We start from the raw sequence: 24,880 nt of genomic DNA, 5'->3' as shown, positions 1-24,880 counted from the left end.
GGACGGGGCCGGTTGCCCGTCAGCGGCTCATCAGCGGTTGGCGGGGCGCTCGAACAGCGTTTCCCACATGGTGTCGACCTTTGCCTTGACGGCCGCATCCATGGAGATCGGCGTGCCCCATTCCCGCGTGGTCTCGCCCGGCCACTTGTCGGTGGCGTCGATGCCCATCTTGGAGCCCAGGCCCGACACCGGCGAGGCGAAGTCCAGGTAATCGATCGGGGTGTTGTCGACCAGTACCGTATCGCGGCTGGGATCGACCCGGGTCGTGATGGCCCAGATCACTTCCTTCCAGTCGCGCACGTCGACATCGTCATCGACCACCACGATGAACTTCGTATACATGAACTGCCGCAGAAAGCTCCACACGCCGAACATCACGCGCTTGGCATGGCCGGCGTACTGCTTCTTCATGCGCACCAGCGCCATGCGGTAGCTGCAGCCTTCGGGCGGCAGGTAGAAGTCGGTGATCTCCGGGAACTGCTTCTGCAGCAGCGGCACGAACACCTCGTTCAGCGCCACGCCCAGCACCGCCGGTTCGTCGGGCGGCTTGCCGGTGTAGGTGGAGTGGTAGATCGGGTCGCGCCGCATGGTGATGCGGTCGATGGTGAACACCGGGAACCAGTCCTGCTCGTTGTAGTAGCCGGTGTGGTCGCCGAACGGGCCTTCCAGCGCATGCTGGTAGCCGGAGGGGTGGTTCGGGTCGGGCTGGATATGGCCTTCCAGCACGATTTCGGCAGAGGCCGGCACGCTCAGCTCGGACAGCGTCGGCGTGAGGCAGCCGGCCAGCGCCGTGCGGCTGCCGCGCAGCAGGCCGGCAAACTGGTACTCGGACAGCGTATCGGGCACCGGCGTCACCGCGCCCAGGATGGTGGCGGGGTCGGCGCCCAGCGCCACTGCGATCGGGAACGGCTTGCCCGGGTTGGCCAGCGCATGCTCGCGGAAGTCGAGCGCGCCGCCGCGGTGCGCCAGCCAGCGCATGATGACCTGGTTGCGGCCGATCACCTGCTGGCGGTAGATGCCCAGGTTCTGGCGCTTCTTGTGCGGGCCCTTGGTCACCACCAGGCCCCAGGTGATCAGCGGCGCGGCGTCGCCGGGCCAGCAGGTCTGGATCGGCAGGCGCGCCAGGTCGACGTCGTTGCCTTCCCAGACCACCTCCTGGCAGGCCGGGCTGCTGACGCGCTTTGGTGCCATATCCCACACAGATTTGGCCAGCGTGAACAGCTTGCCGGCCTCGCGCAGGCCGCGCGGCGGCTCCGGTTCCTTCAGTGCTGACAAGACCCGGCCGATGTCGCGCAGGTCTTCCATCGATTCGGCGCCCATGCCAAGTGCGACTCTGTGTGTCGTACCGAACAGATTGGCCAGTACGGGGACGCTATAGATACCTCCATCGGTGCTGGCTCCGGAAGGTTTCTCAAAAAGGACCGCGGGGCCTCCAGCGCGCAGCAGCCGGTCGCAGACTTCGGTCATTTCCAGGTTGGGCGCGACCGGCCGGGCGATGCGCCGCAGCTCGCCCATGCCTTCAAGTTGGCCGATGAAATCGCGCAAGTCTTTGTATTGCATAGTGAATTCTGTTGTGATGCGGGGCCGGGGGAAAGCGTCCGCAAGGCGGCGTCCAAGTCGGTGACGATACACATTCACCGGCGCTGCGGCAAAATAATCATCAAAGCCAAGCCGCGCAAATTGTAAGTTTTTTGTCGCTGACAGCGTACTTTTCCGAGCGACCAGCCAAGGCCAGGCCTGCGTTTGCGGGCAATCGGGTGATCCGATGTCGACATGGCAACCATTGTTACAAATAACTAAAAGTAGTAGAAATAGAAGTTATTATTCTTGACGAGATATAACACCGTTCCTACAATCCGGTCTTGCTCAATGGAGTGTTGCGTCGCAACATGGATTTTCCCCCTGTGTCAAGGGGTGCACATAAAGAAAATGTGCCGGAAAATCCCTCCAGCAAGGACCGATGGTCGGGCCCGAATGCATAGCGGGCCGACCGGTCGCCTCCGGCGACTTGCCGGAGCGTAGTGAGTTTAGTCGTGGCAGGGTGCGCTCCCCCAGAGCGTAGCCTGTTTCCAGTTGGGCGCACGGGGAGCGCCTGCCAACAGATGCTTGGTCGTCACTGCTAGACGGCGCGGCATCCTTACTTGAGTACGTTGAGATCGGGCGCGTGCCGCAGTCGGGCGCGCGAAGCGGGCAACGGATGGAGGTAAGCATGAGCGGTTGGAAAACCCTTCATCTTCCCGGCATCGGGCGGGCCTTGCAGGTCCGCCTCCGACAGCCGGTACCCGGAGTGAGACGGGCATTGCAAGTCCGTCTCGCGCATCCGGTCGCGGGCCGCGCGTTGCGCGGTGGCCGCACAACGCTGAAGTACGCGCTGAACAGTCTTGGCGTGGTGGCGGTCGTTTCGGCGATCTCGCTGTCGCTGAGCCAGGAATGGCGCACCACGCTGGCCGTGCTGCTGGCTGGCGACGAAGCACCCGCGGTGCTGGTTGGCGCCGCCATGCCGGCCGCACCTGCCGTGGCCAGCACTGCCGTGCCGCCGCATTCGGCGGACGTCGCTGCAGCCAAGCTTGCCTTTGGCAAGGGCGGCCTGCCGACCGTGTCGGGCGTGGACGAATGGAGCCTGGCGGCTGCCGGCAAGGTGCCGTCGGTCGCGCACCTGGCCGCGCAGATCCCGGTGACGCGCGTGGCGATGGATGCCCGCAGCACCAGCACGCTGGGCACTGCGCGCGAGCAGGCGGCCGTGGCTGATTACATTGCGCGCAAGTACCGCGTGGCGGCCCAGGCCACCGCGCAGCTGGTGAAGGCGGCCTACCTGACCGGCCGCGAGGTCGGTATCGACCCGCTGCTGATCCTGGGCGTGATCGCGATCGAGTCCAGCTTCAACCCGTACGCTGAAAGCGGCGTGGGTGCGCAGGGCCTGATGCAGGTCATGACCAAGGTCCACCAGGACAAGTACGAGGCCGTCGGCGGCGTTGCCGCGGCGCTGAACCCGTACGCCAATATCAAGATCGGCGCGCTGGTGCTCAAGGACTGCATCGCCCGCGCTGGCTCGATCGAAGGCGGCCTGAAGTACTACGTCGGTGCCACCACGGCCACCGATGGCGGCTACGGCGCCAAGGTGCTGGCCGAGCGCGCCCGCCTGCGCCAGCTGCTCGGCGTACGCAGCGCGCCTGCCAATGCCGACAAGCCGGTCGAGGTCAAGGCCCCGGCCGAGCGCGCTCCGACCGAGAAGCTGGAAGCGAACAACGGTCCGCACAACGCCTGAGGGCGGATCGCCAATCAGAAAAGCACCCCGCGGGGTGCTTTTCTTTTGCCTGCTTCAGCCGCGGGAGAGGCCGGTCAGCGGAACAGCTTGCCGAGGCGCGCCATCGCCTCCTCGATGTTCTCGCGTGAGGTCGCGTACGAGATCCGGATGTAGTCCTTCGCTGTATGCGGGCCGAAATCCTGCCCCGGCACCATGACCACGCCCGCATCGTGCAGCATTGCCTGCGTCAGCCTGTCGGCATCGCCGGCGGCGGGGTGGTTGACGCCGCGGCAGTCGGCGTAGACATAGAAGGCGCCGTCCGGGCGCACCGGCACGCGCAGGCCAAGGGACTCCAGCGCTGGCACGATCAGGTCGCGGCGGCGGCGGAACTCGGCCTTGCGTTCGTCGTAGATCGCCAGGGCCTCGGGGGTGAAGCAGGCCAGCGCGGCGTACTGCGCCACCGCCGACGCGCAGATGAACAGGTTCTGCGCGACCTTCTCGAAGGCTTCCAACAGCGCCTCCGGCACCACCAGCCAGCCCAGGCGCCAGCCCGTCATGTTGAAGTACTTGGAGAAGCTGTTCACCGTGACCACGTTCTCGTCCAGGCTCAGTGCCGAGACCGGCGGGGCGTCATAGGACAGGCCCTGGTAGATCTCGTCGAGGATGGCAAAGCCGTTGCGCGCGCGCACGGCCTGCAGGATGCGGGCGAGTTCGTCGGGCAGGATCGAGGTGCCGGTGGGGTTGGAGGGCGATGCCAGCAGCACGCCGCGGGTTTGCTCGCCCCAGTTGGCCTCGACCTGCGCGGCGGTCAGCTGGAAGCGCTCGGCCGGGCCGCTCGGGATCATGCGCGCGGCGCCGTCGAAGGCGGCGACGAAGTGCCGGTTGCACGGGTAGCTGGGGTCGGGCATCAGCACCTCGGCGCCGATCTCGACCAGCACCGCGCAGGCCAGCAGCAGCGCGCCCGAGGCGCCGGCCGTGACGATCACGCGCCGGGCTGGGATATCCAGCCCGTAGGCCGTCTTGTAATAGCCGGCGATGGCCTCGCGCAGCGGCTGGATGCCGAGCGCGCCGGTGTACTGGGTGACGCCGCGGCGCATGGCGGCTTCGGCCGCGCGCACCACCGGCTCGGCGGCGGTGAAGTCCGGCTCGCCGATGCCCATGTGCACGATATGGCGGCCGGCGCGCTCCAGCGCGGCGGCCTGCTTGGCCAGCTCCATCACGTGGAAGGCGTCGATATTGGCGAGGCGGGAGGCGGTGGCTAGGCGCTGCATGTCCATGGTGATCCGGGACGGGCCTGGGGCCCGTTCAGCAAGAGGGTAGGTAGGAATGAAAACACCCGCCGGGGCGGGTGTCGTCTTCATCACTGCCGGCGCAAGCCAGCCGTGATGGCGTGGGCCGGCCCGCGGGCGGCTCAGCTGGCAACTCAGCGGCGCGCCGCGACCTCGGCCGCGCGCACCTGGGCGGCAAGCTTGTCCAGCACGCCGTTGACGTACTTGTAGCCCTCGACGCCGCCAAAGGTCTTGGTCAGCTCGACGGCTTCGTTGATCACGACCTTGTACGGGATGTCGAGGCAGTGCACCAGCTCGTAGCTGCCGACCAGCAGGGCGGCACGCTCCACCGGAGAAAGCTCGTTCACGGTGCGGTCCAGGAAGGGCTCGAACGCAGCGGTCAGGCGGGCTTCTTCGCGCACCGCGCCGTTGAGCAGCGCGTCGAAGTGCTCGCGGTCGGCCTTGTTGAAGCCTTGCGCATCATGCAGGTGGGCCTCGATCGCGCCGATGTCGTTGCGGTTCAGCAGCCACTGGTACAGGCCCTGCAGCGCCAGCTCGCGCGAGCGGCGGCGCGCGCTCTTGGGCGGTGCCTTGGCCTCGGTGCGGGCCGCGGCGGGCTTGCCGCCGGCTGCCTTGCCGCCGTCGTTGTCGGGGGTGTTCGACGTATCACTCATCGTCGTCCTCGTCTTCATCGTCCTGGCCACGCAGCGAATCGAGCGCGACGACCAGGTTGGCCATCTCCACCGCGGCGCGGGCGCAGTCGCGGCCCTTCTCGCGGGTGCGGGCGTGGGCCTGCTCGTCGGTATCCACGGTCAGGATGCCATTGGCGATCGGCACATTGAAGTCCAGGCCGACGCGGGTGATGCCGGCGCCCGACTCGTTCGAGACCAGCTCGAAGTGGTAGGTCTCGCCGCGCACCACGGCGCCCAGGGCGACCAGGGCGTCGAACTGGCCGCTCTCGCACATCTTCTGCAGCGCCAGGGGGATTTCCAGCGCGCCGGGGACGGTCACCACCAGGGTGTCTTCGCCCTCAACGCCGAGCTTGTCCAGCTCGGCCACGCAGGCTTCGAGCAGCTCGGCGCAGACCGGCTCGTTGAAGCGGGCCTGCACGATGCCGATACGCAGGCCTTCACCGTCGAGGTTGCTGGGGTAGAAGCCGTGATCCATTGTTCAGTTCTCCAGTTTTCGGGGCGGCAACGGCGCTGGTGCGCGCTGCCGGGGTGTCCGGGTGGCGCAGGCTCAGTCGGCCTGGCCGTTCATGGGTTGGTAGCCGGTGACTTCGAGGTCGTAGCCGGTCATGCTGGGCATGCGCTGCGGCGACGCCAGCACGCGCATCCTGCCCACCCCTACGTCCTTCAGGATCTGCGCGCCCATGCCGTAGGTGCGCAGGTCCGGCTTGCGGCGCGGGCGCGACTGCGGCGCGTCCAGCGCGCTGAACTGCGTGAACAGCTGGTCGGCCGAGTCGCCGCAGTTCAGCAGCACCACCACGCCATGATCGGCGCCGGCAATGGCTTCCAGCGCGGCGGGGATGCTCCATGAGTGCGTGGTGCGCTTCACTTCCAGCAGGTCCAGCACCGAGAAGGGCTCGTGCACGCGCACCAGCGTTTCCTGGTCCGGCGCGGGCGAACCCTTGACCAGCGCCAGGTGCGCCTGGCCGGTGGGCTTGTCGCGGTAGGCGATGCTGCGGAAGGTGCCGTAGGGGGTCTGCATGGCGCGCTCGCCCACACGCTCGATAATGCTCTCGGTGCGGCTGCGGTAGTGGATCAGGTCGGCAATGGTACCGATCTTCAGGTCATGTTCCTGCGCGAACTCGATCAGGTCCGGCAGTCGCGCCATGGTGCCGTCGTCCTTCATGATCTCGCAGATCACGGCCGCCGGCGTCAGGCCTGCCAGCGCGCCCAGGTCGCAGCCGGCCTCGGTATGGCCGGCGCGGATCAGCACGCCGCCGGGCTGGGCCGTCAGCGGGAAGATATGGCCGGGCTGGACCAGGTCGGTCGGTTTGGCGTCGCGGGCGACGGCGGCCTGCACGGTGCGGGAGCGGTCGGCGGCGGAAATGCCGGTGGTCACGCCCTCGGCGGCCTCGATCGACACGGTGAAGTTGGTGCCGTGCTGGGTGCCGTTGCGGCTGACCATCGGGTGCAGGTCCAGCTGGCGGCAGCGCTCGGCGGTCAGGGTCAGGCAGATCAGCCCGCGGCCGTGCTTGGCCATGAAGTTGATCGCCTCTGGTGTGACGAAATCGGCAGCCAGCACCAGGTCGCCTTCATTCTCGCGGTCTTCCTCATCGACGAGGATGACCATGCGGCCGGCGCGGATGTCGGCAATGATGTCTTCGGTACGGGCGATTGTCATGGCGTGCTGAACGGCAAATTGGGGCGAATCGAGCGAAAAACCGGCGAATAGCTGGGGCAGGAACCATGGCCGCGGTTGGAAGCGGCCGGACTGAGGCGGGGCGTCGGGCCGGGCCGGCCAGGCCATATACGCCCGGCAGGTTGCCCAGTCAAGCCGGGTATTGTACGCCAAGGCAGGCAACGCGTGAGGCGACGGCACCGGAAAGTACGGCGCCTGCCTGAAGCGGGTGGGGAGGGCGGTGCTGCATGGGCCGCCCCGTTGCCGGCAGGGCGCCGGCGCCGGGCTCGGCCGGGGCCTATGCGGCGGCGGCCAGCGGTGTGCCGTCGTGGCCTGCGGTGCGCAGCCGCAAAGTCCTGGCGATGCGCGCCCTGGCCGCGCGGGTCGCGTCAGCCAGCGCGAGCTCGCGCGTGAGGAAGCCGGCGTTGGGTTTGGTGAACCTGGCATGCGCGTCGAGCGCATAGGTCCATTCCCACTTGCCGAAGGTGACCTCGGCCAGTGTCACGACGACGTGGCAATGCTGATAGAAAAAACTCTCGCTCATGCTTGTTTCCTGTGTGGGACAGCGCGCTGGCCATGGCCTGAAAGCCATGCGGGCCAGTGGCGGTCCGTCAGCCAGCCGCGCAGGGGCTGCCGGCCATCCTGTGGGTTGATGGCGGCGGCGCCGGCATCCTGGGCGATTTCGCAGAGCCGCCCCTTTGCGTGCGGGTCGCACGCGCAGATCATCATCAGCTGGCCTGCCGCCATTTGCCGCTTCTGCCGCCTCAGGCCGGCACGCATGATCCCGGCACCGATCACGCTGCCCAGCCACCGGCCGATCACGGCGCCAAGCGCCATGCCGCCGAGGTAGGCCATGAAGCCCGCGGCCGCGTTGTCCGGCGTGCCGTAGCGGAACACGATCCAGGCCACTAGCAGTGCGCCGGCGACCAGGCCGGCCGCCCCGACTTCATTGCTATAGGTGATCTGCGCCGCGTGGGGCGCGGGCAGGCCTTCGGCCGGCTGGTCGTCGCGCTGGAAGAACCATGGCCCGTCGATGCGTGCGGGAGTCGCGGCCAGCTCGCCAAGCTGCGCGTGCGCGCGCCTTGCCGCGGCAATGTCGGTCAGCCGGAAATACAGCAGGGTGCGCATGGTCATGCCTCGCTTAGTGTCAGGTCCATTTGCCGCTGGACCACGGAAAGCCTGCGAAACGCCGGGCGCCGGGGCGCCGGAATGTCTTCGCCAGGGGTGAGGACGGCGGCTGCAGCTGCGGCCATCCGTTGCCCACGGCCTGGTCCCAGTCGATCAGCAGTGTGGCGGCACGGTGCAGGTGGGTCGCTGCCAGGCGCACAAAGCCCAGGCGCGCTCGCATCGGCGCAGTGGGGTGCCGGTCACGCAGCAGGCGCGTGGCCGGAAGTCGCTGATACAGGATTCTGGCGGTGGGATCGGGCACGGTGGTTTCCTTCATGGGTGCCGGGCAGCAATCCGGCCGGCAGTTGAAAGCAACGGCGGGAGCGCCAACTCGCGGACGAGCGCGTGGCGCGGCGGGCAGGGGTGCATGAAGGTCCAGGTGGTCCCCGTGAGTGACTTCAGCAGTCACCAGTGCTAGACGTTGTCGAGGGGGGAGGCCCGGGAACGAGTGGCGAGCGCCTGTGGGCATACATGGACTGCAAGCGCTACCTATCCATACTAGGCCTCGGGCGCTGCAGGAACCAGCTGACTTACAACAAAGCTGCCAGGCGCCGTGTGGCGACCCTGCCGGGGAGTGGTCGGCCCAAGCAAATTGCCACAGGAGCGGGTTGTCAGCGTATGCTCGGGACAAAAGGGCACGCCCCGCCCTGAATGCCGCCGCGCTGGCAGGCGGCGGTTCGGACTTCAAATCAGGGCGCCAGCCCGATCGCGCCCGCAGACTTTGCACAACAAAGGGAGACAACCATGTCGAGGCAGATCAAGAACAAGGCCGAACTGCGTGCCCTGGTACGCGCCGAGCAGTCGAAGTTCGCCGCCTGCGAGGGCGCCTGCTTTGGCGATGTGGTCTGGCACGCGCCGGACGCTGGCGGCTGCAACTGGAGCCTGTCCACGATGGAAGGCGGCAACAGCAGCGCCTGCGTGGAAGCGCTGCGTCCCTTCACCGACCAGCTGCGCGAGGCCTATAACGTGCCCGACGAGGGCAAGTAGCCCGCGGTATTACGCGGGGGCCTGCGCGGTCGACAGCATCCGCTCCACATAGCGGGCGATCAGGTCGATCTCCAGGTTCACGCGCGCGCCCGGCTTGAGTTCCTGCAACGTGGTGACTTCCACGGTGTGAGGGATCAGGTTGATCGAGAACACGCAGCCGTCGGCTTCGTCATTGACGCGGTTGACGGTCAGCGACACGCCGTTCACCACGACCGAGCCCTTGTAGGCCAGGTAGCGTGCCAGTTCGCGCGGGGCGCGGATGCGCAGTTCATGCGATTCGCCCACCGGCGCGAAGTGCACGACTTCGCCCAGACCGTCGACGTGCCCGGACACCAGGTGGCCGCCCAGGCGGTCGGCCAGGCGCAGTGCCTTTTCCAGGTTGACGCGGCCGGTGCTCTCCAGCCCCACGGTCTTGTCCAGCGACTCGCGCGAGACTTCGACGTCGAAACTGTCGGGCGCCATGGCGATCACGGTCATGCAGGCGCCCTGGATGGCGATGCTGTCGCCGATGATGACGTCTGACAGGTCCAGCCCGCCCGCGGCGATATGCAAGCGCACGCCGGCATCGGCGGCGCCCAGCGGGGTTACGGAATCAATGCGGCCGACTGCCGCGACAATGCCTGTAAACATGGTGGTGTCTTCTGCTTTGGGTATTTGGAATCTGGATACGCGGTGCCGGTGTGTGTCGCACTACGCGTCGTTGCGCCGGGCGATCAGCCGCAGGTCGTCGCCGATCTGCCGGATCTCATGCCAGCGGAACTGCGCGGCGTCCTGCAGCCGCGCCAGCGGCGGCAGGTTGAACATGCCCTGGGCATCGCCCAGCAGCTTGGGCGCGAGGTAGATCAGCAGCTCGTCGGCGCAATGCTCGCGCACCAGCGAACCGTTGAGCTTGAAGCCGGCCTCCACGTGCAGCTCATTGATGCCGCGCCGGCCGAGTTCTTCCAACATGCGGCGCAACTCGACCTTGCCGTGCGGGTTGGGCAGGACGACGACTTCGGCGCCACGGCTTTCCAGTGCGCGCTGGCGTTGCCGGTCTTCCACCGCGCAGAACACCAGCACCGGCTTGGCGAACTCGCCGGTGTCCGGCGTCAGGATCTGCGCGTCCAGCGGGACCTCCAGCCGCGAATCGACCAGCACCCGCTGCGGCTGGCGCGGCGTGGCGATGGCCCGCACCGTCAGCGCGGGGTTGTCGTCGCGCACGGTGCCGATGCCGGTCAGGATCGCGCACGCACGTGCGCGCCAGGCATGGCCGTCGTCGCGCGCGGCCTGGCCGGTGATCCACTGGCTGGTGCCGTCATGCAGCGCGGTGCCGCCGTCCATCGATGCCGCCACCTTGACGCGCACCCACGGCAGCCCGCGCGTCATGCGTGAGACAAAGCCGATATTCAGGTCGCGCGCTTCCTTTTCCAGCAGGCCGCAGCGCACGTCGACGCCGGCCTCGCGCAACCGCTGCAGGCCGCGCCCGGACACCGAGGGGTTGGGGTCTTCCATGGCCGCCACCACGCGCGCCACGCCCGCGCGCACCAGCGCCTCGGCGCACGGCGGCGTGCGCCCGAAATGGCTGCACGGCTCCAGCGTGACATAGGCGGTGGCGCCGGCCGGGTCCAGCCCGCGCGCCAGCGCGTCCTTCATCGCCTGGATCTCGGCATGGTCCTGCCCGGCCGGCTGGGTGAACCCCTGGCCGATGACCTGGCCACCCTTGACGAGCACGCAGCCGACGCGCGGGTTGGGCGTGGTGATGAACATGCCCCGCGCGGCGAGCGCAAGGGCCTGTTGCATGGCGGCGTGGTCGGTATCGGAAAACATTCGGCGGTTGCGTTTGCCTTGGCGCAGCGATCTGGAATACAGGGCTGCCGGGTTATGGTGGTCCGGAGGACTCCGTCGCATCGCAGTCAGCGTCGCGGCCGGGTGTGCAGAGTCGGATACGTCCCTGCGCGCCCAGCCTGACTTGCCGCTGCTCGCCACGGCAGCCGAGCGTGAAAGTGGCGGCCTGGAAACCGCCCTGCTCAGATCGAGAGTATCCCACAGGCAGGAATTTCAGCACATTCGTGCCGCGGGCGGTCTGGCGCAGCGTCACCGACAGGCAGGGCATGCCCGGTTCGACCACGGACAGCACCGCGTGGCGGTCCGGGTCGCCGTCTGCCGTGACCAGTTGCCAGCCAGGGCCCAGCGTCGCCTCGCCCGGCAGCGGCTGTAGCGTCACCTCGAGGCGGCGCGCCAGTGCGGTGGCCCGCGCCAGCGCCAGCGACGCCGCCAGCCGGTCGGCCGCCAGTGTGACCTGTTGCCGGGCGAGCAGGCCGCTGAACACCGGATAGGATGCCGCCGCCAGCAGTGCCAGGATGGCCAGGCCGGCGAGCAACTCGGCCAGGGTCAGGCCATGGTGGCGGCGGGGTGCGTGGCTGTTCATCACGCCTTCAGCAATGGGACGGAAGCGGCCGTGGCACGGCTTCACCTTCGGGCAGCGCCAGCCACTGTCCGGTGCTGCGCAGGATCAGCACGCCGCACTCCGGATCGGGCCGCTGCGGGATGGCACGCAATTCAACACAGGTATCCAGGCCGGCCTGCGGGCATGCCGCGGCTGACACGATATGACGCACGGTGCCGGTGGCCGGTACGGGAAGTGGCCATTCCCCGGCGGCCACTTCGCCACCGGGTTCGGCGGCAAACGTCATGGCGCCGACGGCGTGGCGCTCCAGTTGCAGCATTCCCTCGGTCAGCGCGGTACGGGCCTGCGCCCGCCATCCCCGCATCAGGTAGCCGTGCCACGCGGGCACGGCGATGGCCGCGAGGACGGCGAGGACTGCCAGCGCAACCGCAAGCTCGACCAGGCTGAACCCGACCCGGGGCCGGGAGGCAGACGCCGCGGTAATCATGGCAAATCCTCTCGTGCCGGTCCGACGATCTCGCGCCAGCGCAGGCGCCCGGTGCGCCGGCTGGCCATGGTTTGCGACACCCGCGTGACCGTGTTGCCATCGACGGCCCAGAGCGACAACTCGTAAGCCTGGCGCGCGGTGCGGCCCGGCTGCGCCGGTGCGGCGGCCAATTCGGCAGCGGTCACGAACACGCTGGCCCCTGGAGGCAGCAACTGGCCGGTGGCCACGTGCAGGCGTTCGCCGGTGCCGCTCTGGGTGACCGATTCCCCGGTCGCCGCCAGCACCAGGTAGCTGCGTTGCGCGCCATCGGGCGTGCGCGTCACGAACAGCAGATAGCCGGGGAAGACCGGCTGGACCTCCACCACCTGTTCGCCGGCATGGGGCAGGGTCAGATGCCAGCCTGCATCGTCGGCGCCGGCAGGCTGCGCGCGCAGGATGTGCCCGCCATCTCCGGCCTGCGCCGCGACTTGCACCAACGGGACCGCCGTGGCGCCGCGCGAGGACGACAGGTCGGGCACCGCTGCAAGTTCGTTGCCCGCGCCATAGACCACGACCGGCGCAGTCGGCGATCCGAGCAGCACGGGCGCTTCAGGCATGAGCGGTTGCGCCAGCGTCTGCATCCGGTGGAGGCATGACACGGCAGGCGCACCGCCCGGCTGTGGCGCGTCGGCGAGCGGGAAGCGCCATAGCTGGCCGGCATCGTCTGTCGCATAGGCAGCGCGTGCCGTGCCTGTCATGTCGGACAGCACGCTGACCGCCACAAGATTGCCGGTTGCCGGTCGGCCCAGGCAGTCGCGATCCGGCAATGGCAATGTGCGGACGGCATACTGCCCGGCCCATGCTGCCCCGGCGGGCTTGTCCAATGGCAGCAGTGCAAGGCCGGAACGGGCTGCCCCCGACTTGTCATGGGTCGCGGCAACCAGCGTCACGACTGCGTACCAGCGCAATCCGTCCTGGCCAGGGAGGCCGGCGGCACGCACCGGGCCGCGTGCAGACAGTGACAATGTGTCCGTGGCGGCGATCTCCCACAGCAATGCAAAGGGCATCGGACCGTCGGGATCCGAGATGTCGAGCGCGAATGCCGCCGCGGGGTTGCCGGTCCTGGCGCTGCCAGGGATGCCGCACAGCAAGACCGTGCGCCACTCGCCATGGATCGTCACGTCCTGCGCTTCAGGGCGCGGGCAGGGCGAGGGCAGCAGTGGCGCGTCGGTGGCCGATATCGCGGCGGCATAGGGCAACAGCACGCCGGGCAGGAAGGCGGCGCGCTCCTCGCCGGTCACGGCATCGAATCCGTGCAGCAAGCCATCGTTGGTGCCAAGCCAGACGACGTGCGGGCGCAGGCTGTAGCGCGCGCGAAAGCCGGTGTGCCCGGGTTTGCCAGGCGCCCAGGCCGGAGGCGCCACCACCCGCACGCGGGCGCCTGCGGCATTGCCGAGTCGCGTATCGCGCTGGCGCAGGCCTGACTGGGTGCGGTCGCCGCGCAGCCATTCGAGCTGAGCGCTGTCAAGGCGGCTCAGCATGTCCGCGCTATCCGTATTCCGGAAGGCGGCATCGATGGCATCCCATTGCAGCGCGATGACGCGCTGCGGCGGCGCTGACGACGTGAATATGCGACGCGATCCAACAGACCGATGGTCGAGGCTCGCGCCGGCTTCCCATAGATAAGGCGACAGCACAGGTGCCGATCCTTGCCAGCCGACAGCGAACAAGCGCCCGGTCCACGGATAGGCGCCCGCCGTGGTCCGGTAAGCCAGGGGCAGCCGGCCTGCTTCGGATTCGGTGGCGGCAGACGCTGGTGCAATGGCGATGGCCAGGCAGGCGAGGGCAACGGCAGCGAAGCGACTCATGGCTGGAGCACGCTCTGTACCACGGCACGTATGGCGCGGCTGCGGCCGAAGCCGATGGCCGTGATCCGGATCCGGGGTGCCGGCGTGGTGGCGGAAGGGGCGTCTGCAGCGCTGTAGCCGGACGGTGCCTCTTCCAGGATCTCGGCGACATACCGCGGCAGTTCGCGCGTGCCGGCGGCACCCGCGGGCAGCACCGGCAGCGTCGCACCGGTGAAGCGGCCGAATGGCACGCCGACGGCGTCCGCGCTGGTGTCGGCCAGCAGCCAGGGCTGCCACACGGGCGGGCCCGTCACCGCAGGCCGGCACACGCCAGCCTGTTGGCCGCTGCCGCAGTGTCCCGGTGCCGGCCAAATGCCGAGCCGGTCCATCATGTCTTGCGATGTGGCCGCCGCAAGCAGGTCCGACTCGGCATCAAGCAACGCGACTTCGGCGGCCCGGAATGCGATCTCGCGTTCGAGCTGCATCACGGCAAGTTGCCGCGCGGACAGCAGCATGTGCAATGTGCCGGCAGCGATCAGCACCACCAGCAGCAGCATCGTGGCGCAGATCAGCAGCGTGGCGGCGCCTGCATTGCGGCGGGCTAGCACAGCGTCTCCTGGCAGCGTGGCGCATTGCGCAGCCGCACCGTGGTGGCGAAGACGCGGCGGGCGGTGCCGGCCTGCGACGGCGGCGCCGGCGTCAGATCGCCGACGGCGGTGGCGGGCGTTGGCAACGGGTCGGCGCCTTTGCCCGGGTTTGCCGCCGCCGAACCCGGGCGGTCGCCGCGCACGGCAATGGCAATCTGCACGGCCACCACGCGATGCCAGGCGGATTCACCCAGCGAGTGGATCGCGGATGCCGTCTCGAAGCGGTCGGCGCGGCCGTCGCGGTCCGTATCCAGGCCGTAGCGAACTTGCAGGGATTCAACGCCGCGGACCAGCGCGCCGGAGGTCCAGCCAATGCCGTCGATCACGCCACCGCGGCGCGCCGGATAGCGGCACAGCAGTTGCGGCACGCCATCGCTGCCCGCCGCGACATAGATCAGGTTGGCTGCGACGTAGCCACTGTGCGCGTCAGCACCGGCCACGCGCGCGGCGACGGCGTAGCCGCTGCAGTCGGTCATGGTTTCGTCCGGCTGCGCCGGCGCAGCCGGCAGGGCGCTGCCGCTGAAGCGGACCAGCAGCGCATCGCTGCGGCCGACGCCAGCCCTGCCGCAGGACGGCACGGCACCGATGGCAGGCTGGCCGCAGTCGTCGGCGCCGCTGACGGCCGGCAGCGCCGGGTAGGAGGTGGCGGATACGGGCTCGCCCGGCCAGCCGGACTGGCGCAGCAGCGAGGCGATGATCGTCAGGGCGCGCTGGCCCCGCTCTTCGAGCAGGATGCGGTCGGTGGCGGTGAGATAGGCGGTACGTGTGGCATGGAATGCCGCAACGGCTGCCGCAGTGACGATCAGGCCGAGTATCAGTCCGACCAGCAACTCGACCAGCGAGAACGCCTTGGATGCGTCCCACCTCATGGCTGCACCCACAAGGCGATCGCGGGTATGCCGGCCTGCCCGCCAAGCCGTCCTGCCATGATCAGTGGCGAATTTTCCGAGCACGGAAACGCCGGGTTGCTCCCGCACCGGCTCGACCAGAGGTCTGGTCGCCCGCTTTGCAGTGCCGGCTGCGCAGCATTCAGCTCAGCTATCTCCACGGCAAGGCGGGCGGCCTGGGCCAGCGCGTCGAGTTCGCGCAGCTGGGCCAGCGCCTTCGGCGCCAGCCCCATCATCGGCAGCAGCCCGGCACCAAGGACGATCAGCGCGCACAGCGTTTCGTGCAGGGCGAATCCCGCCGGGCGGCTGGCGCAGCGCGGTCTGCGGTGCGGGCGGGCAGGTTGATGTGCTGGCTTGCGAAGATCCGGCATGGGCGGTCACCAGGACTGGCAGGGACCTCCAAAGTAGCCGTCGCGAGCAGGCGAATACGTGCCTAAGCGTGAAGGATTTGCAGAATGTTGTTTCGGTTTTCCTGGGAACAGCTACCAGGCAGCCTCGCTTACTGACACACCGTGGTTTGTGTCGGCACGGGCGCGCATACGCGGACCCTGCCCAACTGGCTGATATCGATGAGTTTCTGGTTGCCGGTGCCCAGTCCCATCAGCACCTGGGCAGACTGCATCGCATCTGCCAGCGTGCGTGTATAGCCTACAGGCGAGTAGGAGAGGACCGCCGACTGCGGCGTGCTGGAGAACGCTACGGTCAGTCCTTGGGCGGAGGGGACATGCTGAGCCAGCACGGTTTGGCCAGTGCAGTCCGCGTTTCGATTGGGGTTCAGGCAGACAGTCCAGCCGTTCTGCCAGTCATTGCTGACGGGCGCCACGGTGACCCAGCTATTGCGCGATAGCGCACTGGCCCGTGCCAGGGAAAGCGACGAAGCCAGCGCGTCTGCTTCAGTGGCAAGCGTGTTGCGCTGAATGAAGGATGTGTAGGCGGGTGCCGCCATGCCGGCGAGGATGACCAACACGACCAGCGTGACCAGCAGTTCGATCAGCGTGAACCCGGTCTGAGGTTGGGGGGCTTGATCGCGCATCACCAGCATCCCTGGGGCAGGTTCGCGAAGGCGGTGACATTGTTGATCAGCACGCCACGCTCGCCGGTGCTGCGTAGCAGCAGCGTGCCGCACCGGTTGTCGGCGATGGCAGGCGTGGCGCTGACCTGCACGCATTCGGTGAATGCCAGGGCTGCGCACGCGCCGGATGCGATCGTGTAGTTGCCGCTTTCCGAGGCTTGCGGGAAGCCGCGCCAGGCGCGCGTGCTGTCGGCGGGGTCTACGTATGAGTTAGCCTGGGCATAGCGACGTTCCAGCGCCTGCATGGCGGTCATCAATGCGGCCTTGGCTTCGGCGCGGCGCCCGCGGGCAACATGTTCGGTGTAGTTGGGATACGCAATGCCGGCGAGGATGCCAAGGATTGCGATGGCAATCAGCATCTCCATCAGCGTGAAGCCGCTGGCGTGGCGACGCCAGTCACGGTGGCAGAGCGTCATTTTGCGGCTCCGAAATTGCGAATCTCGCGCCAGCCAAGGCGCCCCGTGGCGGGATGCCCCCCGTCGGTGGCTGTATTGCCGGACACAAGCGGCCTGCTGGACAACGACGCGCCTCCGCTGCGGCCGCCACCCGATGCGCCGAACGAGAACACGTCGATGAACTTCAGCGTAGTGATCTGGCCGACAGCATTGCGTTGTGGATCCACCGTGGTCTTGGTCTGGATCAGCACCGGCGCACCCAGGATGCCGAAGGTGGAGAGATCGCCGGTCGAAGTCCCCGTGGCGGGCATGCCGGTCAGCGCATTGATCTGATAGCGGCCGCTGTTGCTGGAGGCGCCGCAAAGGTCATCACCGGTCATCAGCGAGTTGAACCAGATCTTTCCGTAAGCTGGCACGAGCGCGGTGACCTGGCGTTCTCCGTTGCCCGGGAAATCAAAGTACCACCCCGCCTTCTGTCCAGTCTTTGAGCCGAGGCTATAGCTGCGTGACGAATATTCGTAGGCGCCTTTGCTGTTGCGGGTCAAGGTGACCGGGTTCAGCATGCTGCGGTCTGCGATCGACTGGGAGCCTCCCGCATCGTAGATGCCGTACATGGCGTTCTGGGTCAGCGTGCCGGTGGTGATTGCGTCAGCAGGCTCCAGGTACTTCCCGGTGCCGAATACCACCATGTAGCCTCCGGGCGCGTAGACCCATTTGGGCTGGACGGTGATCGGCTGCGGTTTTCCGCTGGCATCGCGGGCCTGGAAAAGCGGCCGTCCGTAGTTGCCGCCGCCGTAGTAGGGCAGTGCCCCGGCAGCGTTCCAGGTGGATGGGCCGCCATTCAGGATGAACTTCCAGAGGCGGCCCTGGAGGTCGCCGGCGTAGGCGGCGACGGTCTGCCCGTCGGTAAGCCGCACCAGCGCTGGCGAGCTCAGCCCGTTGGCAATGCTGGCGGTGGCGTCCGCTGCCATCGAGATCTTCCAGTAATTGACGCCCAGTTGCCACGGCGTCCCGGCCGGCTTGTCCAGTGCCACGATGAACAGCACCGAAGGCGCAGCCGGATTGCTCGCGCCATCCGCATCGTTGGCATTCAGGCCGTTGCCCGTCATGGCAAACCACTTGTACACAGGCTTGTTGTCGGAGTCCTTGCCGGCAAACAGCTTGACGATCTGGGGCGGCGACATGATGTTGCCCATGTCGGCATCATCCTTGTCCGTGAACTCCCACAATACGTTGCCGGTTCCGACGCTGGCAGGATCGCTGACATTCAGCGCAAAGAGGCCTTGCGCGCCGCCACCCATGCCAGAGACCAGCACGGTCTGCCAGGCGTTGCCCACCCTGGCTTCCGCCACGGCAGGCGTGGCGTCCACGTAAGGCCGATGGATATAGCTCGGCGAGGTCAGCTGGGCCAGGTTGGCGAACACTGCGTTTGGCACGTAGGCAAACAGTTCAGAACCATTGGCGGCATTGAAGGCGTGGAGCATGCCATCGTTGGCGCCGATGTATACGGCGGCAGTACGCTGGCTGTGGGCCTTGTAGAACGCGGTGTAGTCGCTTTCGGCGATAGTGCCGGACGGGGCCGCCATGTAGACGGGGCCGGAATTGACGATGTCGCCCAGCAGTGAGTCGCGCAAGCGCATGGTCCCCGTGCTGCCGGTGGCTTGCTCCTGACCGCGCTCGCCACGCAGATAGCTGAGCCGGCTCTGGGCCACGGTGTCGGTCTCTGTCGGCGCGATCTTCAGTGCGGCCTTCTGCGCGGCGTTGAGAGATTTCCACTCGAAGGTGGCGCCCGCACCCGCGCCGGTTCCTGAATTGTCGGCGGTGCCCGACGGGACCCAGGTCAGCAGATTGCGGGCAGCGGTGCGGGCAGTCAGCACCTTGCCGGCCTCCCAGGTTTCGGCATTGGAGATCTGAACGCCGGTGTTGGGATCATTGGTCACCGCCAGTGCCGACAGGCGCCCGTTCCATCGCTGGTCGAATCCGGGGGTGAACAAGAGGGTGTCGCTCGCCACCTGGGATGAGGTCAGTGCCACGCCAGACAAAGTGCCTGCCGCGTTGACGATTTGCGCGAAGACCTTCTTGATGGAAGCGATCATGGCGGCCGGCTGCCCGGCCAGGAACCAGTTGGCGGGGACATTGGATCCGCCCGACGATTCCCATTCGGCATTGCTGGTGACTGTGGTGCCGCTAGCCCCCTTGGTGCGGAACGGATTGCCATCACCGTTCTGGTCGTCAAAGCCGCCATATTTTGCCGCCAGGTACATCTGGCTGCGGCGCTGTTCGTCGCCCACGCTGCCGTTCCCGTTCTCATTGACGTCGATGCTGAACGTTGTGACGCGCAATTCCGGCATATCCGGGCGGAAGCCGTAGGTATGGGCCCAATATGCGACGCCGGCCATATAGTAGGTACCGTGGCCGCTGGAGCCAGTGTCGGCGCCAGCCAGGTTCGCGAGCGAGGTGTCGGGGCGGCTGTTGCCGGATGTTCCCGAACCCTCAAGATCGGCCACCGCCTGCGTCCAGGTGGTGACATCGAAGCTGTACTTGCTGTATTTCGATATCGCGTCTGCCGGCCTTGCCGAGTCGTTGGCAGAGACCTGCTTGCCACCGGAGAGGTAGGTCGTCCTGGTGTTGCCAGGGATGTATCGGTCCCAGTGCGTATTGATATCGGCAATGGCAAGGACGTAGTTCTTCTGGCAGCTGGCAAGGATGGGGTCTGTCCATTGCGTGTAGACCGGAAATCCATCCTTGTAGGTGCTGGCGTTGTCGATGGCTTCGGGCGTTGGTTGTCGGCCTTGCAGGTAGCGGATGCTCTCGTAGTAGAGTTCGCCGACGGGATCCAATGACTTATAGGCGCCGGAACGCCCGAACTGATTCAGGTAATTGATGACACCGCTGATGTTCTCTGACGCGCTCTCGGGGTTCTGGATGAATACGCCGTCGTCATCCCATTCCCGGCGCAGGTTGTTGGCTTGATTGAAATTGCTGTCGACGGTGTTTGGCCCCACATACTTCAAGGGCGCCCGCAAGACACCGCCATAACGGGTATTGGCACTGTCGTTCAGATAGCCAAACGCGCCAAAGCGGACCTTGTCGGCATTGCGCTGCATTTCGCCAGCCGGCTTGTACCCGGTGCGATACAGCTTGCAGAGATCGGTGCGGGACTTGGCTTCACTTGCATCGCAGACTTGCACCCGTACCAGGTAGGTGCCCTGGTTCTTGTATTTGCCGGGGCTCGCGCAACTGGCGCCGGACTCAGTGCTGTCCCCAAAGAACACCTTGTTGCCACATGAAGTGATGTACAGGGTCCTGCTGCTGAAAGGCGTGACCGAGGACGCCTTGTCGTAAGTCTTGCGGGGGAAGTAAGAGTTGCTGTTGAAAAAACTGTCCTGCAGCACGGCACGTTGCAGGATGGTCTGCGTGGTGGTGTCAACGACGCGGTCGCCCCCGGTCAGCGCGTATCGCAGCATATCGATGGCTGAGGCCGTGGCCCAGTTCATGAAGTTGCCGCTGAACTGGCCCGCGCATGTGTGATCGGCCGTGTTGGCGTCGCCAGCAATGACAAAATAGCCATTGCTGCTGCCTCCGCTGTAGTTGTAGCACTTGAGCGGATTGAAGTAGCCAATGTATTCGGTGGTCGGCGAATACGTACCGGAGCGATAGGCTGCCCCAACCGTAGGGAACTCTACTGAGAGCGTCAGCAGCAGGTTGGGATGGATATTCTGATTGCGGCCGTACAGCGGCGCCTGTGCGATCTTGACTGTCGCAAGGCTGTTCTGTTCTGTTGCGGCAAGCAACGGGCCAGCGGCCAGGCTGAGAACCGCAGCCATTGCCGCGAACAGGAATGTCTGGATGCGGCTCATTTGCCGTGCTCCGCGACAGTCATGGACGTTGCCATTCATTCCCCCTTTCGGTAGTACGACTGCAACATGACCCGGGTCGCCGGGTTTGCGCCAAAGCCGACGGCCGTGACGCGGAAGATATATGCACCCTCGCTCGCGCCTGGCGACATGTCGCTGATCGGCTCGATGATGTAGCGCGGCAGCGCGGCAGGCAGCAGCCCGCCTGTCGCGGTCGGGAACCTGCGGCCGGTGAACGTGCCATAGGCGGTGGTGCGTGCGTTGGCCCCAGTCTGGCTAAAGTCAACGGAAAGCCAGTTCGGCGTACCGTCGAGCACCGGGTCGCACAATCCCTGGAAGGGTGAGGCGCCTGTGACGCCGGTATTGCAGCCCGCCACGAACGGCAGGACATTCATCGTGGTGCCGGAGAAGATGGCCGACCGGGTGGTTAGGGCGGCGACACCCTGGATGTCTATTTCTGCATCCAGCAAGGCTGCCTCGGCCGCTTGCTGAGCCAGGTCCCGATCGCGCTGGTTCGATGCCATGCGCTTGCTGCCAATGGCTAGCCGGGCGCCGGCGATGGCGATGACGCTGATGATCAGCAGCATCACCAGGGCAGTGATCAGCGCTATGCCACGCGGGTTGGGGGGCGCGGTGCGGGCGTTCATGTCGGCGAGCACGTGGTGCAGGTGGCCATGTTCCGGAGCTGTACGGTGACTGTGTACAGGCGTCGCATCCGCTGCAGTTGCGTGGCAGGCGTGAAGGACGTGTCATTGCCCGGCGAGCCCGGAAACAGGCGGCCAAACAGGCGGAAGGTTGGCGGATCCTGAGGCGATGCGCTGGCAGTATCGCCCATCAGCACCATGGCAATCTTTATTGCGACGACGTTCTGCCAGGTGGTGGGCAGGGCCAGCACCTCGGTGGCCGACAGGAAGCGGTCCGGGGTCTGGTCGAAATTCGTATCCACGCCGTAGAGCACCTGGAAGACTTCGACGCCCGAGATCAGCGAAACAGCCTGGTACGCCATGCCTGCCGTGAGGATTTCCTTGTTGGCGGCGTCCCGTGGACGATAGCCGCACATCAGCTGCGGCATGCCGCTGGCATCGTTGCTGACATAGAAGACCGCCATGCCGCGCGCGAGATCCGCGTCTTCCCAGGCCTGCGGCTCAGCGACGCCGTTGCCGGAGCAGTCGATCATGCTGTTGTCCGGAACGGTGCGGTCCTGCTGCGTGCCGGAACCGAAGAAGCGGACCTGCAGCACATCGCTCTTGTTCACGGCGCCCGCTTGGGCAGGACAAGCGAGGTTCTGCGCCGGATTGCCGAGGTCTTGTGTGGGGGCGCCGCAGCTGTCGAGGCCGCTGATGGTCGGCGACAGGCTCGTGGTGGTGAGCATGACGCCCCCAGGGCTGGGCGCAGGTGGCCCGCTGGCGCCGGGGGAGGCCGCGGCGCTGTTGCCCGCATAGTTGCTCCAGGCGGCCTGGCGCACGATCCGCACGACGGTATCCACGGCAAAGCGGCCTTTCTCATCCAGCGCAGTGGTGTCGTCGATGCTGTTGTAGTTGGCTCGTCCGGTCAGGTAGAGCGCTGCGGCAGCCATGATCAGGAGCAGGCTCAGCGTCATCGCCACCATCAACTCCACCAGCGACAGCCCCAGTTGACGATGCCGGCCGGCGTTGAGATACGTCCTGGCGTTCTGCATGTCAGTTCACCGTACCCTGCGTGGCCACGATGACCACCTGGGGGCGCGTGCCCATATCGGACATGTCGACCTGTGCCGCGACGGTCCTGGCGGCAAGCCGGGAGATCCAGCCGATCTTGATGACAATCGGTGCGTCGTCCGGGCGGCCAGTGGCCGATGGCGTGCATCCCCATGAGAAGCCGGTGGTCTGGTCGTAGGCGACCATATCCCGGCAAATCACGGCGCGTCCGCCAGGCAGGCCTGTGCTGACACGCTCCCAGAACTCGGCGACATCGAAATCCGCCAGTTGCTGTGCGCACCCGGCCGCCGTGCCCGAGCAGGCGATCGCGTACGGGCTGTTTGCTGCCGTGAGCGCGGGTGGCTGCCCGTTGGCCGTGTCGATGAAGTAGCGGTTCGGGGTGATGGCTTCCGCCGCCGCGCCGGTTTGCGAGACGGCCGGATTGGCACGCATGCGCTCGGCCATCTCGGTGGCCAGCTGCATGGCAGTGGTGTCGTAGGAAGCTTGTTGCGTGAAGCGGGATGAATTCAGCAGCAGGCTGGCGACCCCGAGCACGCCAACCGCCAGAACGACAATTGCCACCAATGCTTCGAGCATGGCAAAGCCGGCTGCCCCGCGGCAGCGTTGACCCATTCTGACCCCCGTCAAAAGACGTCCGACTTCGTTAACTTCTTTTTTTGGTCTGCAATCCCGGCCCTTTTAATAGGCGATAGCGGGCCTTGCGGGAATGCAACGGGGATTAAACAACGATTTTGTTACTTTTGCTACCCCTTCCGAGGGGTGGACGCCGCAAACTCATCCAGCACGTCGCGGAATTCCGACACGTCCTCAAAGCTCCGATACACCGAAGCAAAGCGGATATACGCGATCTTGTCGAGCTTGCGCAATTCGCGCATCACCAGTTCGCCGACCTGGCTGCTGGGGATTTCCTTCTCTCCCAGTGCCAGCAGTTTTTCTTCGATGCGGGTGATGGCTTCATCGATGGCCTCGGCCGAGACCGGGCGCTTGCGCAGCGCCAGGCGCATGGAGTCCTTCAGCTTGGCGCGGGTGTAGTCCACGCGCGAGCCGTTTTTCTTGACGATGGCGGGGAAGAACAGCTCGATCCGCTCATAGGTGGTGAAGCGGCGGTCGCAGGCCTCGCAGCGGCGGCGCCGGCGCACGGCATCGCCGTCTTCCGACATGCGCGTGTCGAGTACCTGGGTATTGGAATGACCGCAAAAGGGGCATTTCATGCCGGACCACCTTCAGTTGAACCCCGTTGCCTTGTCCGTGTTGTCGTTCTGCGGTGGCGGGGCGGGTTGGCGAGGCCCGCAAGCCGGTGCCCTGGGGCGCCGGCCTGCGGAGCTGCCGGCCGCTCATGCGAACACGCATGGGCGGCCTCGATGCATCAGCCGTAGACCGGGAAACGCTTGGTCAGGGCTGCCGCCTGCTCGCGCACGCTGGCGATATTGGCGGCGTCGTGCGGGTTGTCCAGCACATCGGCGATCAGGTTGCCGACGATGCGGGCTTCTTCTTCCTTGAAGCCGCGCGTAGTCATGGCCGGCGAGCCCAGGCGGATGCCCGAGGTCACGAACGGCTTTTCCGGATCGTTGGGGATGGCGTTCTTGTTGACGGTGATATGCGCCTCGCCCAGGACGCGCTCGGCTTCCTTGCCGGTGATGTTCTTGGCGCGCAGGTCGACCAGCATCACGTGGCTTTCGGTGCGGCCCGAGACAATGCGTAGGCCGCGCGCGATCAGGGTCTCGGCCAGCACGGCGGCGTTCTTCACCACTTGCTGCTGGTAGGCCTTGAACTCAGGCGTCAGCGCTTCCTTGAACGCGACGGCCTTGCCGGCGATCACGTGCATCAGCGGGCCGCCCTGGATGCCGGGGAAGATGGCCGAGTTGATGGCCTTCTCGTGCTCGGCCTTCATCAGGATCACGCCGCCGCGCGGGCCGCGCAGGCTCTTGTGCGTGGTGGTGGTGACGAAGTCGGCGTGCGGCACCGGGTTCGGGTAGACGCCCGCGGCGATCAGGCCGGCGTAGTGGGCCATGTCGACCATGAAGTAGGCGCCGATCGACTTGGCGACCTTGCCGATGCGCTCGAAGTCGATGCGCAGGGCGAAGGCCGAGGCGCCGGCGATGATCAGCTTGGGCTTCTTCTCTTGCGCCAGCTTTTCCAGCGCGTCGTAGTCGATGTCTTCCTGGGCGTTCAGGCCGTAGCTGACCACGTTGAACCACTTGCCGCTCATGTTCAGGGCCATGCCGTGGGTCAGGTGGCCACCTTCGGCCAGGCTCATGCCCATGATGGTGTCGCCCGGCTTGAGCATGGCGAAGAACACGCCCTGGTTGGCCTGCGAGCCCGAGTTGGGCTGCACGTTGGCGGCGTCGGCGCCGAACAGCTGCTTGACGCGGTCAATGGCCAGTTGCTCGACGATGTCGACGTATTCGCAACCGCCGTAGTAGCGCTTGCCGGGGTAGCCCTCGGCGTACTTGTTGGTCAGTTGCGAACCCTGCGCGGCCATCACGGCCGGCGAGGTGTAGTTTTCGGAGGCGATCAGCTCGATGTGGTCTTCCTGGCGCTGGTTTTCCTTCTGGATGGCGGCAAAGACCTCGGGGTCGATCTGGTCGATCGTAAAACGGCTGCGTTCGAACAT

26 protein-coding genes are annotated in these 24,880 nt (G+C 66.7%); 2 read left to right on the top strand and 24 right to left on the bottom strand.

Translation table 11 applies throughout. The features are described from left to right. Positions 1–30: 30 nt before the first annotated feature. Positions 31–1,560, bottom strand: a complete 1,530-nt coding sequence (gene ubiD / locus ACW4E8_RS09945) for a 4-hydroxy-3-polyprenylbenzoate decarboxylase (protein WP_456804338.1) — start codon at positions 1,558–1,560, stop codon at positions 31–33. 649 nt (positions 1,561–2,209) lie between these two features. Between ubiD and ACW4E8_RS09940 the strand changes: the two genes are divergently transcribed. Beyond that, positions 2,210–3,265 (top strand): transglycosylase SLT domain-containing protein, encoded by a 1,056-nt coding sequence (locus tag ACW4E8_RS09940; RefSeq protein WP_456804337.1) that lies wholly within the window; start codon positions 2,210–2,212, stop codon positions 3,263–3,265. Between the two features lie 74 nt (positions 3,266–3,339). Here the strand turns inward: ACW4E8_RS09940 and ACW4E8_RS09935 are convergent, their stop codons facing one another. The 7 genes from ACW4E8_RS09935 to ACW4E8_RS09905 form a co-directional block, all read right to left on the bottom strand. Next, entirely contained in the window at positions 3,340–4,521 is a 1,182-nt protein-coding gene (locus ACW4E8_RS09935) for a pyridoxal phosphate-dependent aminotransferase (RefSeq protein ID WP_456804336.1), read from the bottom strand. Between the two features lie 146 nt (positions 4,522–4,667). Beyond that, a complete protein-coding gene (nusB, locus tag ACW4E8_RS09930; protein WP_456804335.1) occupies positions 4,668–5,186 on the bottom strand; it encodes a transcription antitermination factor NusB in 519 nt (172 codons plus the stop codon). After that, positions 5,179–5,679, bottom strand: a complete 501-nt coding sequence (gene ribH, locus ACW4E8_RS09925; RefSeq protein ID WP_456804334.1) for a 6,7-dimethyl-8-ribityllumazine synthase — start codon at positions 5,677–5,679, stop codon at positions 5,179–5,181. Before ribH ends, nusB begins: the two co-directional genes overlap by 8 nt. 72 nt (positions 5,680–5,751) lie before the next feature. Beyond that, positions 5,752–6,861, bottom strand: a complete 1,110-nt coding sequence (gene ribBA / locus ACW4E8_RS09920; RefSeq protein WP_456804333.1) for a bifunctional 3,4-dihydroxy-2-butanone-4-phosphate synthase/GTP cyclohydrolase II — start codon at positions 6,859–6,861, stop codon at positions 5,752–5,754. A gap of 295 nt (positions 6,862–7,156) precedes the next feature. Then, a complete protein-coding gene (locus tag ACW4E8_RS09915; RefSeq protein WP_456804332.1) occupies positions 7,157–7,402 on the bottom strand; it encodes a hypothetical protein in 246 nt (81 codons plus the stop codon). After that, on the bottom strand, positions 7,399–7,992 hold the full coding sequence (locus ACW4E8_RS09910) for a hypothetical protein (RefSeq protein ID WP_456804331.1): 594 nt from the start codon (positions 7,990–7,992) through the stop codon (positions 7,399–7,401). Before ACW4E8_RS09910 ends, ACW4E8_RS09915 begins: the two co-directional genes overlap by 4 nt. A 13-nt stretch (positions 7,993–8,005) precedes the next feature. Beyond that, positions 8,006–8,302 carry a hypothetical protein gene (locus ACW4E8_RS09905; protein ID WP_456804330.1) on the bottom strand — a complete coding sequence of 99 codons (297 nt, stop codon included), beginning with the start codon at positions 8,300–8,302 and terminating at the stop codon, positions 8,006–8,008. A gap of 467 nt (positions 8,303–8,769) precedes the next feature. On the opposite strand from ACW4E8_RS09905, the gene ACW4E8_RS09900 reads away from it, so the two are divergent. Further along, positions 8,770–9,012, top strand: a complete 243-nt coding sequence (locus ACW4E8_RS09900; protein WP_456804329.1) for a hypothetical protein — start codon at positions 8,770–8,772, stop codon at positions 9,010–9,012. Positions 9,013–9,021: 9 nt separating this feature from the next. Here the strand turns inward: ACW4E8_RS09900 and ACW4E8_RS09895 are convergent, their stop codons facing one another. The 16 genes from ACW4E8_RS09895 to glyA all read right to left on the bottom strand — a co-directional run bounded on the left by ACW4E8_RS09895 (position 9,022) and on the right by glyA (position 24,880). Then, entirely contained in the window at positions 9,022–9,642 is a 621-nt protein-coding gene (locus ACW4E8_RS09895) for a riboflavin synthase (protein ID WP_010813757.1), read from the bottom strand. 60 nt (positions 9,643–9,702) lie between these two features. Beyond that, a complete protein-coding gene (gene ribD / locus ACW4E8_RS09890) occupies positions 9,703–10,818 on the bottom strand; it encodes a bifunctional diaminohydroxyphosphoribosylaminopyrimidine deaminase/5-amino-6-(5-phosphoribosylamino)uracil reductase RibD (RefSeq protein ID WP_456804328.1) in 1,116 nt (371 codons plus the stop codon). A gap of 52 nt (positions 10,819–10,870) precedes the next feature. Next, positions 10,871–11,419: a GspH/FimT family pseudopilin gene (locus ACW4E8_RS09885; RefSeq protein ID WP_456804327.1), complete on the bottom strand. Its 549-nt coding sequence runs from the start codon at positions 11,417–11,419 to the stop codon at positions 10,871–10,873. A 7-nt stretch (positions 11,420–11,426) separates the two neighbouring features. Continuing rightward, a complete protein-coding gene (locus tag ACW4E8_RS09880; RefSeq protein ID WP_456804326.1) occupies positions 11,427–11,885 on the bottom strand; it encodes a type IV pilin protein in 459 nt (152 codons plus the stop codon). Next, the gene (locus ACW4E8_RS09875) at positions 11,882–13,732 is read right to left on the bottom strand and encodes a pilus assembly protein PilY (RefSeq protein ID WP_456804325.1); all 1,851 of its coding nucleotides are present in this window, start codon (positions 13,730–13,732) and stop codon (positions 11,882–11,884) included. The genes ACW4E8_RS09880 and ACW4E8_RS09875 overlap by 4 nt, the downstream gene beginning before the upstream one ends. After that, positions 13,729–14,319 (bottom strand): pilus assembly protein, encoded by a 591-nt coding sequence (locus tag ACW4E8_RS09870; protein WP_456804324.1) that lies wholly within the window; start codon positions 14,317–14,319, stop codon positions 13,729–13,731. The genes ACW4E8_RS09875 and ACW4E8_RS09870 overlap by 4 nt, the downstream gene beginning before the upstream one ends. Next, positions 14,313–15,227, bottom strand: a complete 915-nt coding sequence (locus ACW4E8_RS09865; RefSeq protein ID WP_456804323.1) for a PilW family protein — start codon at positions 15,225–15,227, stop codon at positions 14,313–14,315. Before ACW4E8_RS09865 ends, ACW4E8_RS09870 begins: the two co-directional genes overlap by 7 nt. After that, positions 15,224–15,616 (bottom strand): type IV pilus modification PilV family protein, encoded by a 393-nt coding sequence (locus ACW4E8_RS09860; RefSeq protein WP_456804322.1) that lies wholly within the window; start codon positions 15,614–15,616, stop codon positions 15,224–15,226. The genes ACW4E8_RS09865 and ACW4E8_RS09860 overlap by 4 nt, the downstream gene beginning before the upstream one ends. Before the next feature lie 128 nt (positions 15,617–15,744). Next, positions 15,745–16,278, bottom strand: coding sequence for a GspH/FimT family pseudopilin (locus ACW4E8_RS09855; RefSeq protein WP_456804321.1), 534 nt, complete (start codon positions 16,276–16,278; stop codon positions 15,745–15,747). Next, positions 16,278–16,733 (bottom strand): type IV pilin protein, encoded by a 456-nt coding sequence (locus ACW4E8_RS09850; RefSeq protein ID WP_456804320.1) that lies wholly within the window; start codon positions 16,731–16,733, stop codon positions 16,278–16,280. Before ACW4E8_RS09850 ends, ACW4E8_RS09855 begins: the two co-directional genes overlap by 1 nt. After that, the gene (locus ACW4E8_RS09845; protein ID WP_456804319.1) at positions 16,730–20,572 is read right to left on the bottom strand and encodes a pilus assembly protein; all 3,843 of its coding nucleotides are present in this window, start codon (positions 20,570–20,572) and stop codon (positions 16,730–16,732) included. Before ACW4E8_RS09845 ends, ACW4E8_RS09850 begins: the two co-directional genes overlap by 4 nt. A 35-nt stretch (positions 20,573–20,607) precedes the next feature. Next, positions 20,608–21,216 (bottom strand): pilus assembly PilX family protein, encoded by a 609-nt coding sequence (locus tag ACW4E8_RS09840; RefSeq protein WP_456804318.1) that lies wholly within the window; start codon positions 21,214–21,216, stop codon positions 20,608–20,610. Beyond that, positions 21,213–22,247, bottom strand: coding sequence for a PilW family protein (locus ACW4E8_RS09835; RefSeq protein WP_456804317.1), 1,035 nt, complete (start codon positions 22,245–22,247; stop codon positions 21,213–21,215). The genes ACW4E8_RS09840 and ACW4E8_RS09835 overlap by 4 nt, the downstream gene beginning before the upstream one ends. Position 22,248: 1 nt before the next feature. Further along, entirely contained in the window at positions 22,249–22,878 is a 630-nt protein-coding gene (gene pilV / locus ACW4E8_RS09830; RefSeq protein WP_456804316.1) for a type IV pilus modification protein PilV, read from the bottom strand. A gap of 131 nt (positions 22,879–23,009) precedes the next feature. Further along, the gene (gene nrdR, locus ACW4E8_RS09825) at positions 23,010–23,477 is read right to left on the bottom strand and encodes a transcriptional regulator NrdR (RefSeq protein ID WP_010813743.1); all 468 of its coding nucleotides are present in this window, start codon (positions 23,475–23,477) and stop codon (positions 23,010–23,012) included. 155 nt (positions 23,478–23,632) lie between these two features. Continuing rightward, complete coding sequence (gene glyA / locus ACW4E8_RS09820) at positions 23,633–24,880, bottom strand: serine hydroxymethyltransferase (RefSeq protein ID WP_456804315.1); 1,248 nt, start codon at positions 24,878–24,880, stop codon at positions 23,633–23,635.

This window comes from Cupriavidus sp. CP313 (assembly GCF_054072015.1).
The sequence above is the reverse complement of the archived record's forward strand: the minus strand, read 5'-3'. Positions and strand labels throughout refer to the sequence as shown.

Coding starts and splice junctions, on each gene's coding strand:
- pilV (WP_456804316.1), bottom strand. CDS start 22,878: ATGGGTCAACGCTGCCGCGGGGCAGCCGGCTTTGCCATGCTCGAAGCA.
- ACW4E8_RS09865 (WP_456804323.1), bottom strand. CDS start 15,227: ATGAGGTGGGACGCATCCAAGGCGTTCTCGCTGGTCGAGTTGCTGGTC.
- ACW4E8_RS09860 (WP_456804322.1), bottom strand. CDS start 15,616: ATGCCGGATCTTCGCAAGCCAGCACATCAACCTGCCCGCCCGCACCGC.
- ACW4E8_RS09840 (WP_456804318.1), bottom strand. CDS start 21,216: ATGAACGCCCGCACCGCGCCCCCCAACCCGCGTGGCATAGCGCTGATC.
- ACW4E8_RS09910 (WP_456804331.1), bottom strand. CDS start 7,992: ATGACCATGCGCACCCTGCTGTATTTCCGGCTGACCGACATTGCCGCG.
- ACW4E8_RS09905 (WP_456804330.1), bottom strand. CDS start 8,302: ATGAAGGAAACCACCGTGCCCGATCCCACCGCCAGAATCCTGTATCAG.
- ACW4E8_RS09940 (WP_456804337.1), top strand. CDS start 2,210: ATGAGCGGTTGGAAAACCCTTCATCTTCCCGGCATCGGGCGGGCCTTG.
- ACW4E8_RS09875 (WP_456804325.1), bottom strand. CDS start 13,732: ATGAGTCGCTTCGCTGCCGTTGCCCTCGCCTGCCTGGCCATCGCCATT.
- ACW4E8_RS09855 (WP_456804321.1), bottom strand. CDS start 16,278: ATGCGCGATCAAGCCCCCCAACCTCAGACCGGGTTCACGCTGATCGAA.
- ACW4E8_RS09850 (WP_456804320.1), bottom strand. CDS start 16,733: ATGACGCTCTGCCACCGTGACTGGCGTCGCCACGCCAGCGGCTTCACG.
- nrdR (WP_010813743.1), bottom strand. CDS start 23,477: ATGAAATGCCCCTTTTGCGGTCATTCCAATACCCAGGTACTCGACACG.
- ACW4E8_RS09895 (WP_010813757.1), bottom strand. CDS start 9,642: ATGTTTACAGGCATTGTCGCGGCAGTCGGCCGCATTGATTCCGTAACC.
- glyA (WP_456804315.1), bottom strand. CDS start 24,880: ATGTTCGAACGCAGCCGTTTTACGATCGACCAGATCGACCCCGAGGTC.
- ACW4E8_RS09915 (WP_456804332.1), bottom strand. CDS start 7,402: ATGAGCGAGAGTTTTTTCTATCAGCATTGCCACGTCGTCGTGACACTG.
- ribD (WP_456804328.1), bottom strand. CDS start 10,818: ATGTTTTCCGATACCGACCACGCCGCCATGCAACAGGCCCTTGCGCTC.
- ACW4E8_RS09835 (WP_456804317.1), bottom strand. CDS start 22,247: ATGCAGAACGCCAGGACGTATCTCAACGCCGGCCGGCATCGTCAACTG.
- ribH (WP_456804334.1), bottom strand. CDS start 5,679: ATGGATCACGGCTTCTACCCCAGCAACCTCGACGGTGAAGGCCTGCGT.
- ACW4E8_RS09885 (WP_456804327.1), bottom strand. CDS start 11,419: ATGAACAGCCACGCACCCCGCCGCCACCATGGCCTGACCCTGGCCGAG.
- ACW4E8_RS09935 (WP_456804336.1), bottom strand. CDS start 4,521: ATGGACATGCAGCGCCTAGCCACCGCCTCCCGCCTCGCCAATATCGAC.
- nusB (WP_456804335.1), bottom strand. CDS start 5,186: ATGAGTGATACGTCGAACACCCCCGACAACGACGGCGGCAAGGCAGCC.
- ubiD (WP_456804338.1), bottom strand. CDS start 1,560: ATGCAATACAAAGACTTGCGCGATTTCATCGGCCAACTTGAAGGCATG.
- ACW4E8_RS09880 (WP_456804326.1), bottom strand. CDS start 11,885: ATGATTACCGCGGCGTCTGCCTCCCGGCCCCGGGTCGGGTTCAGCCTG.
- ACW4E8_RS09845 (WP_456804319.1), bottom strand. CDS start 20,572: ATGAGCCGCATCCAGACATTCCTGTTCGCGGCAATGGCTGCGGTTCTC.
- ribBA (WP_456804333.1), bottom strand. CDS start 6,861: ATGACAATCGCCCGTACCGAAGACATCATTGCCGACATCCGCGCCGGC.
- ACW4E8_RS09900 (WP_456804329.1), top strand. CDS start 8,770: ATGTCGAGGCAGATCAAGAACAAGGCCGAACTGCGTGCCCTGGTACGC.